At 35.3% G+C, this 11,842-nt stretch carries 13 protein-coding genes; 5 read left to right on the top strand and 8 right to left on the bottom strand.

Features of this window, described 5'->3' with window-relative positions; all coding sequences use genetic code 11:
* Window positions 1-224: 224 nt before the first annotated feature.
* From H3T96_RS02485 to H3T96_RS02475, 3 genes are read left to right on the top strand one after another with little or no spacing between them, the layout of a single operon-like run.
* Window positions 225-581: an ArsC family reductase gene (locus tag H3T96_RS02485; protein WP_144091143.1), complete on the top strand. Its 357-nt coding sequence runs from the start codon at window positions 225-227 to the stop codon at window positions 579-581.
* Between the two features lie 13 nt (window positions 582-594).
* On the top strand, window positions 595-1,734 hold the full coding sequence (dapE, locus tag H3T96_RS02480; protein WP_144091253.1) for a succinyl-diaminopimelate desuccinylase: 1,140 nt from the start codon (window positions 595-597) through the stop codon (window positions 1,732-1,734).
* A 34-nt stretch (window positions 1,735-1,768) separates the two neighbouring features.
* On the top strand, window positions 1,769-1,954 hold the full coding sequence (locus H3T96_RS02475; RefSeq protein ID WP_025315793.1) for a YpfN family protein: 186 nt from the start codon (window positions 1,769-1,771) through the stop codon (window positions 1,952-1,954).
* Between the two features lie 8 nt (window positions 1,955-1,962).
* Here H3T96_RS02475 and cysZ read toward each other — a convergent pair whose 3' ends face one another.
* The 7 genes from cysZ to H3T96_RS02440 all read right to left on the bottom strand — a co-directional run bounded on the left by cysZ (window position 1,963) and on the right by H3T96_RS02440 (window position 8,909).
* On the bottom strand, window positions 1,963-2,793 hold the full coding sequence (cysZ, locus tag H3T96_RS02470; protein WP_144091142.1) for a sulfate transporter CysZ: 831 nt from the start codon (window positions 2,791-2,793) through the stop codon (window positions 1,963-1,965).
* Between the two features lie 165 nt (window positions 2,794-2,958).
* Window positions 2,959-4,968, bottom strand: a complete 2,010-nt coding sequence (locus H3T96_RS02465; protein ID WP_144091140.1) for a GNAT family N-acetyltransferase — start codon at window positions 4,966-4,968, stop codon at window positions 2,959-2,961.
* A gap of 3 nt (window positions 4,969-4,971) precedes the next feature.
* Window positions 4,972-5,427: a DUF441 domain-containing protein gene (locus tag H3T96_RS02460; protein WP_086309000.1), complete on the bottom strand. Its 456-nt coding sequence runs from the start codon at window positions 5,425-5,427 to the stop codon at window positions 4,972-4,974.
* Window positions 5,427-6,137 carry a phosphoribosylaminoimidazolesuccinocarboxamide synthase gene (gene purC / locus H3T96_RS02455; protein WP_086326741.1) on the bottom strand — a complete coding sequence of 237 codons (711 nt, stop codon included), beginning with the start codon at window positions 6,135-6,137 and terminating at the stop codon, window positions 5,427-5,429. The genes H3T96_RS02460 and purC overlap by 1 nt, the downstream gene beginning before the upstream one ends.
* 236 nt (window positions 6,138-6,373) lie before the next feature.
* The gene (bamC, locus tag H3T96_RS02450; RefSeq protein WP_144091138.1) at window positions 6,374-7,135 is read right to left on the bottom strand and encodes an outer membrane protein assembly factor BamC; all 762 of its coding nucleotides are present in this window, start codon (window positions 7,133-7,135) and stop codon (window positions 6,374-6,376) included.
* A 39-nt stretch (window positions 7,136-7,174) separates the two neighbouring features.
* Window positions 7,175-8,053 (bottom strand): 4-hydroxy-tetrahydrodipicolinate synthase, encoded by an 879-nt coding sequence (gene dapA / locus H3T96_RS02445; protein ID WP_144091136.1) that lies wholly within the window; start codon window positions 8,051-8,053, stop codon window positions 7,175-7,177.
* A gap of 97 nt (window positions 8,054-8,150) precedes the next feature.
* Window positions 8,151-8,909 (bottom strand): Nif3-like dinuclear metal center hexameric protein, encoded by a 759-nt coding sequence (locus tag H3T96_RS02440; RefSeq protein WP_144091134.1) that lies wholly within the window; start codon window positions 8,907-8,909, stop codon window positions 8,151-8,153.
* 228 nt (window positions 8,910-9,137) lie between these two features.
* On the opposite strand from H3T96_RS02440, the gene H3T96_RS14965 reads away from it, so the two are divergent.
* Both H3T96_RS14965 and rnt read left to right on the top strand, forming a co-directional pair.
* Complete coding sequence (locus tag H3T96_RS14965; protein WP_172398389.1) at window positions 9,138-9,902, top strand: tetratricopeptide repeat protein; 765 nt, start codon at window positions 9,138-9,140, stop codon at window positions 9,900-9,902.
* A gap of 123 nt (window positions 9,903-10,025) precedes the next feature.
* Window positions 10,026-10,724 (top strand): ribonuclease T, encoded by a 699-nt coding sequence (gene rnt, locus H3T96_RS02430; RefSeq protein WP_216355785.1) that lies wholly within the window; start codon window positions 10,026-10,028, stop codon window positions 10,722-10,724.
* 64 nt (window positions 10,725-10,788) lie between these two features.
* Here the strand turns inward: rnt and H3T96_RS02425 are convergent, their stop codons facing one another.
* A complete protein-coding gene (locus tag H3T96_RS02425) occupies window positions 10,789-11,115 on the bottom strand; it encodes a Grx4 family monothiol glutaredoxin (RefSeq protein WP_038518280.1) in 327 nt (108 codons plus the stop codon).
* Window positions 11,116-11,842 lie beyond the last annotated feature (727 nt).

Genomic DNA, 11,842 nt, shown 5'->3' with positions numbered 1-11,842 from the left:
TAATTAGAAAATTTTCAATTATTTTTAAATAAAAATGCAGCTTATCTTCAGAAAAAACGATTTTAACCTCTTTTTTAAGGTTGGTGCAATTATCACCCGTTAATCTTATTAGATATAATAAAACAAAATCAGAACGGATATTCTCATTAATCATCCTAATTGCTGATAATAACTTATAGCTGTTATAATCTTTTAATATATTAAAGAAATGGATCCCCCCAATTATGTATATCATCTATGGTATTAAAAACTGCAACACAATGAAAAAAGCGTTTACTTGGCTTGATGATCATCATGTCCAATATCAGTTTCATAATTATAAAACCGATGGATTATCGGCTGACCTGCTCGACACTTTTTTACAAATAGTTGATTGGCAAAGTTTACTTAATACGCGCGGTACAACATGGCGCAAATTAGATGAACAAGTTCGTGCCCAAATTAATAATGCACAAGCCGCCAAAAAAATTATGTTAGACAATCCCTCCATTTTAAAACGTCCTTTACTGATCGATGGTCAGCGTGCTTTGTTAGGATTTTCTGACGAAAGTTATTCACAATTTATTTCGCAATCAAAATAAGAACAAAACTATGATGAATGAACCTGTTATTGCGCTGACTACTGCGCTTATTGCTGAAAAATCGATAAGTCCTGATGATAAAAACTGTCAAAACATCATTATCGAACGTTTAAAAAAAATTGGATTTACCATTGAAGAAATCAATATTGGGCAAACCAAAAATTTGTGGGCTTTTCATGGTGATCGTAAAAGTAAAACACTGATGTTTGCAGGTCATACTGACGTAGTGCCCGCAGGTGATGAAACTAAATGGCTTTATCCGCCTTTTACGCCTACCATTGATGAAAATGGTGTGCTGTACGGTCGTGGTGCAGCAGACATGAAAAGTGGCGTTGCGGCTATGGTGTGTGCAGCAGAAGATTTTATTAAAAACAATCCTGATCATCACGGCTGTGTGGCTTTTTTATTAACGTCTGATGAAGAAGCTGACGCAACCGACGGCACCGTTAAAGTAGTCGATTTACTAATCCATCGCCATGAACGCATTGATTATTGTATTGTTGGCGAACCTTCAAGCGATACCTTACTTGGCGATCAAATTAAAAATGGACGCCGTGGATCATTAACCGCAAATTTAGTCGTGCATGGTGTGCAAGGTCATGTGGCTTATCCTCATTTAGCAGATAATCCAGTGCATCGCTTTGCTCCTGCTTTAAATGAATTGGTCAGCACAATTTGGGATAATGGCAATGACTATTTTCCACAAACTACCATGCAAGTTGCAAATATCAATGGCGGAACAGGGGCAGAAAATGTAATACCTGGCGATCTGAGTGTTCAATTCAATTTTCGCTATAGCAGTGAACTTACCGACACACAAATTAAAGAACGTGTTGAACAGATTCTTCAAAAGTATAATCTAAACTATACTTTAAATTGGCGTCTTTCAGGTCATCCTTTTTTAACCCCACAAGGCGAGCTAACCAATGCCGCTGCCAATGCTATTAAGGACATTACGGGAACAGATACCCGCCTCTCAACCAGTGGTGGGACATCAGATGGGCGTTTTATTGCTAAAATGGGTTGCCAAGTCATTGAGCTTGGTGTGGTTAACAAAACTATCCATAAAGTCAACGAAAATACCCACTGCCAAGATATTATTAATTTAACCGCAATCTATAGACGTATTTTAGAGATTTTATTACTGGCATAATTAAGCCCGTTTCACTTATCTAAAAGGAGATAATATGGCATGGCTTAAAGATTATTGGTGGATTATTTTAATTATCTTAATTGGAATTTTTATCAACGGCATTAAAGCACTGAATCGACTGAGTTATAAAAATTATCTGGAAAAAAAGAACGGGATAAAACCCATACCTTATAGTGATGATGATGACGATTGGTCATCATCAAATAAATCAAACAAATAAACTAAACGTTACCGAAAATCTTGGTTGGCACTTTCAAATACAGCTTGATGACGGTAACGATCTACCCACATTGCTGTTGCACCACAGACAGCAATGGGCATCACAATCAAATTCAGCAGCGGTACCATAGTAAAAAAGCTAACTAAACCACCAAACATCAAATTGTCGACTTTGTTTTGCTTTAAAAGTTCGCGCATGCGGTGGAACTTAATTTTGTGGTTATCAAATGGATAGTCCGCATATTGAATGCTGATTTGCCAAGCGGTAAATAAAAACCATACCACTGGCGTAACCGTTTGTCCAATGACGGGGATAAAATAGGTAAGTAAAATAGGAATAGCCCATAAAAGATAATGACCTAATTTTTGCAGCTCACGATTTAATATTCGCGGTAAATCTTTAATTAAGCTCATCCATGTTGTATCGGGTGCAGGCATACCTGTTAATTGCGCTTCAACTTGTTCTGCTAATATTCCATTAAAAGGAGCAGCAATAAAGTTAGTCACCGTACTGAAAAAATAACAAAATAAAATCACCAGCGTTAGGATTACAATAAATACAATGATGTATCCTAACCACTGTAACCAGCTTGGTACATAAGACAATCCCCAATCGACCATGCCACTAAGAACGGTAAAAAACCAATAAAACAGCGCCGACATTAATACAATATTGGCAAGTAGGGGTAAAAAAACAAATTTCTTAATACCTGGACTAAAAGCTAACGACCAACCTTTAAAAAAATATTCAAACCCATTTCTAGCTTGATAATTTTTCGGGCGTGATTGCGTGTGGGAATGTCGATGCTGGGTATTATTATCTAATTGATTAGACGTCACATTTGGTTCCTTTTTATTTACAAGTCAGTCAATACCTCAAGTAGGTATAAACTGGTAATACATTAATATATCGTTTTAAATAAACAGTGCGATATTTTAAACATACCGCCTACTAAGCTCAATAACGTTTAATTATATTTACTGGCTATTTTATTTACTATTGCATTATTTTAGTATTAAAGTCCGTTGATTATTCGCTAACCAAGTTTTAACTTCGTATTTGATGGCTTGCATTAACGCGTTTTTTCCCGCTAATTGATAACGATTAATAACATCCATCTGATTATTTTTGCTATCAATTAAGGCTGATAACATCGGTAATGTTAAGTATTGCTGATGTTGATGTGCATAAAGATTTAATCGACAAAGTGCAGGATAAGTCGCTTCAAATGGACGATAGTAATCACAAAAACCAGCTAATTCACTACAGTCTTGTGCAGTTAAGGATTGATTATTATCAAAAGTAATCATATCGTTAAATGGTAATTCGATAATATCTTTAAGCCAGTAAGCATTGCGTACAAGTTTCTGTTGCAATTGATCAGATAATTGCTGTCCTAACTGGGTTAAAGGTTTAATCGCCATAACGGAATAACTGCCGCTACGGGTCTCTTTATGGCTACTAACGTGCACCAAATTAAACCCACATGCCATCCAAAATTGATAATTAGGCTGACTGTACGCAAAGCTCACCGATAAATAATCGATATTTTGGTGATTCGCTTCATCGTATATCGCTTGTACCAGTTTTTTAGCAACATGTTGTCGACGATAAGAGTCAATCACCGCAATACGATTGATGCGTACCGAGCGTAATTTGGCTGCCAGTTTTTCACCTGCATGGGCGACTAATGATTGCGCGACTAAATTACCCTTAGGACGGCGCGTACCAAGCCACACTTGCTCAATGAGTGAATCGGATAAATTGCCTTCATTTAACGTAATTGCCGCAGCGATCTGTTGAGTTGTTATTGGATGATTTTGGGATAAGTCATTATTGACCGTGGCTTGCCAAACCGATAAATTTTGCGCATCAAAAAGGCGCCGTAAATCGACTAATGTGGTTTGATAATGAGCACTTTTTAAAAGGTAAAAGATCGATGTTAACGCGTTTATATTATGTCGATCGAGTATACTGTAGTTTATGGATGAATCAATTGCTATTTGGTTTTCTTTCTCTTCCAATATTCCATTTAACAATAACCGATCGCAAAATAACTCTAATTTGTCACCCGTTTGCCAACGGATGGGGTTATCAAGATAAAAAAACTGATATGATCTATTTTCGAGCAATTTTAATAAAAAACCCTGCCCTGTCCCTTCGTATCCTTCAACCGTGGTAGTGAGTAATATTCGACTGTTTTTAGTCTTAGCTAAATGCAGTAATTGTTCAAGCATGGGAAGCGGTATCATGGCTGCTTCATCAATAATTAAATAATCAGCAAAATCGTTATGTTGCCAAGCGATTAACTCATCAGGCGCATAAAACGGAGTGTTTGAGTTAGCAAAGACAAAAAAGCTATTGAGTGCCGCTTTATTCGGTGCAGTCACAATACAGTTCTTGTTATGACTAAATAATCCTGCCAAAGCCGATTTACCACGACCGCGTTTAGCAATAACGACATTGATGTTTTGTTTACTGTTCAATAATTTTTGTAACGTCATTTGCTGCTGAGTTAAATCGCAAGCTTGCGTGTCGATGTCCGACCATTTTGATAATGGCAGATTACTGCGTGATGATAAGACAGTGTGCTCAATTGCTATATCAAATTCTGCAAGTGTTTTTAGCAAATGATTTACAAAATTCGGCACAGTAATGGGGATATTGGCTTCATTCCAGCGTAAACTATCTTGGTCTTGCCAAGTTTCAAGTTGCTTCGGTAATAATAAAATCAGCAGACTGCCTTTAACCAATGTACCGGTTAACATTGCAAACGCATCAAGATTAAATCCTATTGTTGCATCAAATATTGCATGCAGATACTCTTGCCCTAATAGCTGTTTGGTTTTGGTAGGTAAAAGAGTATTTGGCAAAAAATCAGGCACATTTGGCTGACTGGTAACGGTTATCCAATCGCCAAAATTTGTCGTTATGGTGTGATTAAGTTGCTCAAATAATTGTGTTGCTTCACCCTGTAACACCCATAATGTTCGTGTGCTTTTAAGGCATGACATGAGTTAATTTTTACCAATCAACAGTGACAATATGCCAGCGGCAATGAGAGGTCCGACAGGAACGCCTTTGAAAAACGCCACACCTATAAGTGTGCCAATGATTAAACCATTAACAATAGTAGGATGAGCACCAATTAACGATATGCCACGAGTACCTAGCCATGACACTAAAATGCCTACAGCTATGGCAACGAGAGATTGCCATGTGGTGAATGATTTTAAAATATCAGCGACTTTTAATGAACCATCGGCTAACGGAACCATCATAGCAGCAGTTAGGATCACAATACCAATAGTTAAACCATATTTATTTAAAAATGGAAAGTAAGCCGCTAACGGTGTAAGTTTAAACATTAGCAGTAAGAGTACTGCAAAAGTCACTGTGTTATTATGAGTTAAATAACACAGTGCTGCGAGACCTAAAAGTAGAAAAAAAGAAATATCAAACTGCGCAAACATTACAACGGAACACCAATTCGTGTTGCCACTTCTTCATAAGCTTCAATAACCCCACCTAAACCTTGTCGAAAACGGTCTTTGTCCATTTTTTTCAATGTCTCTTTTTCCCATAGACGGCAACCGTCAGGTGAAAACTCATCACCTAAAGTGATTTCCCCTTTGAATAACCCAAATTCAAGTTTGTAATCAACTAAAATTAAACCTGCTTTATCAAATATATCTGTCAAAATAGTGTTAATTTTAAAGCTGAGTTCTTTCATCGTAGCTAATTGCTCATCTGTCGCCCAACCAAAAGCTTTACAGTGAGATTCGTTGACCATAGGATCATGAAGTGCATCGTTTTTTAGGAATAATTCAAACGTTGGAGGATTCAGTACTTTACCTTCTTCAACGCCTAAGCGTTTAACTAAAGAACCTGCAGCACGATTACGAACGACGCATTCAACTGGTACCATATCGAGTTTTTTTACTAAAACTTCGTTGTCCGACAACAAGGCTTCAACTTGAGTTGGTATACCTGCGTCACGTAGTTTAGTCATAATAAAAAAGTTAAATTTATTATTGACCATTCCTTTACGATCTAACTGCTCAATACGTAAACCATCAAAAGCAGAAGTATCATTACGAAATTCCAATATTAATAACTCAGGGTTGTCTGTTGCGTAAACAGTTTTTGCTTTACCACGATAAAGCTCATCCAACTTTTTCATGTTTATAACCTTATATCAATTTGCCAACAAATAATTAAGGAGCTACGCGCTCCTTAAATTCAAACTCATTGCTACTATTTTTGCTATTACTTTTTTAAGCATAAATAGCAACTGGGTATCAGTTTATAGCTAAGATCGAGTCACAAAAGCTACAAATTTCAAGCCACACTATGAATTAAAGTTATTGTGAATTAGAAAGTTATAAATTTTCATATCCACAAAATAAAACTGTTTTATCACTTTCCGCGGATCTGATCTTTAAGATCTTCTTTAATCCTTTTCATGGACTCAGTATCTTTATTAGCTCCTTTTTTCGCTTCATTCCCGTTCGAGTCTTTCACTTGTGGTTCTCGAAAAGATTGCGGAGCAATATCATCCATTAATGAATTAAATAAACCGACAACATAACGCTGAACTTCAATTGGTTGTGAAGAGATATCTTCAGCACCACGAGCTAACGAATCCAAGCTAAGTGTAATAGTTTGGGTATCACCAACAATTTTACGTTTAAAAGTAAACGAAGCTTCCGCTGTTTGAGTTTCATCCGCTCGAACAATAAAAGCTTTGCCTGTTTTTATCGTTAAATTATCACTACTACTTATAGGAATATTTTTGTTGTTTAAAGTATTTGGAATTTTATTCCAAACATCAGCACTGAGTGGTGAATTAAAAGTAACGACACCATTATTATAAATAACAAAGGAATCAGAAACGGTTGGAATAGGTACAACAGGTGCTCGAATATCAACTTGTTTACCTAAATTACCCTTAGAATCAAGTTTATAAATATAAAAATCAGCTACTTCTGCTGGTATTGTCATACCCTTGGGAACAATTAAAGGCTTTAAAGCAGGTGAGTTTAAATAATCTTCATTACCATCAATTTCGCGCTTATAATTTTGATCACTACCACACCCTACAAGGAATAGAGAAACGATAGCCGTCAAAATAGCGGTTTTTTTTACGACATAATTACGCAATATAGTTTTATCAAACATAGATATCTGCTTTTAAATTAATAGTTGTATGAAAATAAATTACAGTAAATTAGCATCTTTTAATGCTTGCTCTACCGCTGGAATTGAAGATTCAGACAGCGATATCATTGGTAAACGGATTGTACCATTGTCTATTAAACCTAATCGAGTACACGCCCATTTCACTGGTGTTGGATTTGGCTCAATGAACAAATTGTTGTGCAGTGCTAATAGACTGTCATTTACCGCTCGTGCTTCTTGAATTTGATTATTTGCAGCTAATTTACAAACCGTTGCAACCTGTTTTGCTGCAACATTAGCCGTAACTGAAATGACGCCATCTCCACCTAAAATCATAAAATCTAAGAAAGTTGCGTCATCACCACTTAAAAGTTTGAACTCGTTACCGACTAATCTTCGGGTTTTATAAACGCGAGAAAGATCACCGGTAGCATCTTTTAAAGCAACGATATTTTTAATTTTTGACAAACGTCCGACTGTCTCGGGTTTAATGTCACTACTAGTACGGCCTGGTACATTGTATAGGATTTGAGGTAATTCGGTACTTTCAGCAATGGCTTTAAAGTGCTGATACATACCTTCTTGCGTTGGTTTATTATAATAAGGAGCCACAGTTAAACAACCAATTACACCAATATTTTCAACTTTATTAGTCAATTCAATTGCTTCTTTGGTCGCATTTGCGCCTGTTCCTGCAATGATATTAATACGACCATCAGCATAATCGATGGTGCGCTTAATAACATCAATATGCTCATTATGATCGAGCGTTGCTGATTCACCAGTTGTTCCAACAGAAACAATAGCTGATGTACCATTAGCAATATGATATTCGACCAATTTTTTTAAGCTTACGTGGTCTACATTTCCTTTTGAATCCATTGGTGTAATAAGGGCGACCAGACTTCCTGTAAACATAAAATGACCTCTCATATTATCTGTTTTCAAAACAGCTTTGAAGATTATAATAACTACGAATAAGTATGCGTTATTTCTAAGTTAAATTCAACTTTTGTTACGCTGGATTATCGATATCGATAAAAATACATTGCAAGCCATAGTGACTTGCTAACCACTCACCTAACTTTTTTATCCCATAACGTTCGGTGGCATGATGACCTGCTGCATAAAAATTAATACCATATTCACGGGCAATATGAATAGTGCGCTCGGATACTTCACCTGTAAAAAATGCATCACAACCAAGTTGAGCTGCTTGCTCAATAAAGTCTTGCCCACCACCACTGCACCACCCAATACGCTTAATGATTTGCGGTGCATTATCACCACAAAACAACACTTGGGGTTTACCATTATGTAATACTTGCTCTAATTGTTGTTTAAACTGTAAGGCTGTAAGTGGATTGTTTAAGGAACCTGTGAACATGAAATCGGTTATATCATCGTGTTTATCAACCTTGATATCCAACAAATTCGCCAGTTCAACGTTATTACCCAATTCAAGATGCCCATCTAATGGCAAATGATAACTGTACAAATTAATATCATGTGACAAAAGCGTTTTTATTCGTCGATATTTTATGCCCGTAATGGTTTGCGGTTCATTTTTCCAAAAAAAACCATGATGTACCAGCACGGCATCAGCTTGCAATTCCACAGCTTTATCTAACAATAATTGACAAGCTGTAACGCCTGTAACAATTTTCTTAACCTCATTTCGACCTTCAACCTGCAATCCATTGGGTGCATAGTCTCGGTATCGACTTATTTGCAATTCATTATTAATTATTTGTTCAAGTTCATTACGATGCATTTTATCTATCTTATTAAAAGAAGTGATAGTTAATAATTATAATCACTTTTGTCAATTATCTCACCAATATATTTTATTAAGTGACCTTAAGTTATTTAATCTTCTGACATTTACAAAAATCCTAAACATTTGTTTATTGCTAATATTGCTAAATTATGAAAGTTTATTTAGACTTAACGCCGTGTCAAGTTATGCTGTTTTATGTACATTCACTAAAAGGATATTATTGTGCCATTTTTAGGAATTGGATTAAGTAGCGTTATTGCATTATTTTTTGTATTCCATGCAATTCGTACTCAACAGGGTAGATATTGGATTTATATATTATTTTTGGTGCCATTTTTAGGCAGTTTGATCTATTTTGCTGTCATTTTTTTTCCTAAGTTACGCTCGACGCCAGTTGGTTACCAAATTGAAACAAAACTACTTAAAACACAGGATCCTGAGCGCGAATTACTTGAAGCCCAAAAAAAATATGAAGCATCACAAACCACCAAAACACGAATCAATTTAGGCAAAGCATTGGTTGACAATAATCGAGCTGATGAAGCTTTGACATACTACCAACAAGCATTAACTGGTAATAATGCAACCTCACCCGATATTTTAATGCAATATGCTTTTGCGTTATTTATGGATCATCAGTATACAAAAGCAAAAGAGACGTTAAATTTTTTAAGTGAAAAAAATCCCAATTATAATTCTGATGAATGTCATTTACTCTATGCTAGAGTTTTGGTTTCACTTAACGAAAGAGATCAAGCTAAAAAAGAATTAGAAAATTTAATTAGCTATTTCCCGAGTTTAGAAGCAATTTCATTTTACTTACAGACCTTAATTGGCTGGAACCAAATTGATAAAGCAAATCATGTATTACAAATCATAGAGCATCGTTTGAGTTACCTACCCAAACATACCAAACGTTTAAATGCTCAATGGATCAAAGATATTGAACGATCTAAACGAAAATTGATTCATATGCAAAGATGTTAATTGATTTAACCAATGCGTACCATTTGTTTGATTTAGGAAAGTACTTCAGTAAAGGTAAAACTAGGCGAATACATTAAAAACTGGCATAATAATTTTCATTTTTTAACAAATAAGATAACTATTGTGCCAAACGCAAAATTATGTGAACGTTTTCGGGGTTTTTATCCTGTAGTGATTGATATCGAAACATCTGGCTTCGATCCTAAACAAAATGCAATTTTAGAAATCGCCGCCATTACGTTAAAAATGAATAAAGATGGCTGGATTGAGCCTGATCAAACCTTACAATTTAATGTCAATCCATTTGCTGATGCAATTTTAGAGCCTACCGCGCTGGCATTTAATGGGATTGATCCCAATAATCCTTTACGTGGCGCAGTGGACGAAAAAATTGCAATTGAAGCAATTTTCAAAATGGTAAGAGCAGGTATTAAAGCAAACGATTGTAACCGTGCGGTAATTATTGCTCATAATGCTCACTTTGATCATAGTTTTTTAATGACAGCCGCAGAGCGTGCAGGAATAAAACGTAATCCATTTCATCCATTTGCAACTTTTGATACCGCATCCCTATGTGGTTTAATATTTGGACAAACGGTTTTGGCTAAAGCCTGTGAAGCGGCAAAAATCCCATTTGACCACAAACAAGCCCATTCAGCACTCTATGATACCCAAAAAACGGCTATTTTATTTTGTGAAATTGTTAATCGATATAAACGATTAGGAGGATGGCCGCTTGCTAATATATCACCACAAGCAGAGTTAGATAATGAGTTGAATGGTGAACAATTAAGCCCAGAGTCCGATCAACAAACAGAATAATAAAAAGAGCGCATATGCGCTCTTAAATGACCTTTGAATCTAAATTAAGTTGAGAAAAACTATCCTAAATTGGATGCTTTTCCGCTGTTTCTTTAATTAGCGTTTGCAGCTCACCAGTTTGGAACATTTCGATCATAATATCACATCCTCCTACTAATTCACCTTCAACCCATAATTGTGGGAAAGTAGGCCAGTTAGCAAATTTTGGTAGTTCTGCACGAATGTCAGGATTCTGTAAAATGTCTACATAAGCAAACGGCACGCCACATTGAGATAAAACCTGCACTGCTTGAGCCGAAAAGCCACAACTTGGCAATTTTGGCGAACCTTTCATATATAAAAGGATAGGATTTTCAGCAATCTGCTTTTTGATTTTATCAAGTGTTGTCATTTCTTCAGTCGTCATAAACGTTTTTCCTTGGTAATTAATTGCTAGCTTATTATCTTAACGTAGATTATCCGCGCTTGATACCGATAATAAGCCATTTTTTTGACCTATAACAAGATTTTGAATAAATATATATAATTATCAATCACTATTCAACACGGGCATGGATGTTTTTCAACCGAAAGCATAAAAATTTTTTTAAAAACCCATAAATAATAGATGTAAATATAATTTTTTGTAAAAATAATTCAGGAGTCTATACCGTTTCAGATTCTTTTTTACTCAATTAAATACTTAATTAACTATCATGTGTAACAAAATAGCAAAAAGAAATGCCCTATATTGAAATTGATGAATATATAATTCTCAGTGAGTGCGTGACGCAGACATGAATATTTTTGTAACCAAAAGCATTAAAAGATTTTTTAAAATCCCATAAACAATAGATGTAAATATAATTTTTTGTAAAAATAATTCAGGAGTCTATTCCGTTTCAGATTCTTTTTACTCAATTAAATACTTAATTAACTATCACGTAGCTAAACAACACAACGAAATGCCCTATATTGAAATTGATGAATATATAATTCTCAGTGAGTGCGCAACGCAGACATGAATATTTTTGGTAACCAAAAGCATTAAAAGATTTCAAAAGCATTAAAAGATTTTTTAAAATCCCATAAATAATAGATGTAAATATAATTTTTTGTAAAAATAATTCAGGAGTCTA

Source organism: Gilliamella sp. W8136, assembly GCF_016101285.1.
In the GTDB taxonomy this organism is placed as follows: Bacteria; Pseudomonadota; Gammaproteobacteria; order Enterobacterales; family Orbaceae; genus Gilliamella; species Gilliamella apicola_N.
This window is presented reverse-complemented; position numbering and strand designations above follow the sequence as displayed.

Excerpts from the sequence above, each read along its gene's own strand:
- dapA (WP_144091136.1), bottom strand. The coding sequence starts at position 8,053 with ATGTTTACAGGAAGTCTGGTCGCCCTTATTACACCAATGGATTCAAAA.
- H3T96_RS02475 (WP_025315793.1), top strand. The coding sequence starts at position 1,769 with ATGGCATGGCTTAAAGATTATTGGTGGATTATTTTAATTATCTTAATT.
- H3T96_RS02485 (WP_144091143.1), top strand. The coding sequence starts at position 225 with ATGTATATCATCTATGGTATTAAAAACTGCAACACAATGAAAAAAGCG.
- bamC (WP_144091138.1), bottom strand. The coding sequence starts at position 7,135 with ATGTTTGATAAAACTATATTGCGTAATTATGTCGTAAAAAAAACCGCT.
- H3T96_RS02460 (WP_086309000.1), bottom strand. The coding sequence starts at position 5,427 with ATGTTTGCGCAGTTTGATATTTCTTTTTTTCTACTTTTAGGTCTCGCA.
- dapE (WP_144091253.1), top strand. The coding sequence starts at position 595 with ATGAATGAACCTGTTATTGCGCTGACTACTGCGCTTATTGCTGAAAAA.
- H3T96_RS02425 (WP_038518280.1), bottom strand. The coding sequence starts at position 11,115 with ATGACAACACTTGATAAAATCAAAAAGCAGATTGCTGAAAATCCTATC.
- H3T96_RS02465 (WP_144091140.1), bottom strand. The coding sequence starts at position 4,968 with ATGTCATGCCTTAAAAGCACACGAACATTATGGGTGTTACAGGGTGAA.
- H3T96_RS02440 (WP_144091134.1), bottom strand. The coding sequence starts at position 8,909 with ATGCATCGTAATGAACTTGAACAAATAATTAATAATGAATTGCAAATA.
- purC (WP_086326741.1), bottom strand. The coding sequence starts at position 6,137 with ATGAAAAAGTTGGATGAGCTTTATCGTGGTAAAGCAAAAACTGTTTAC.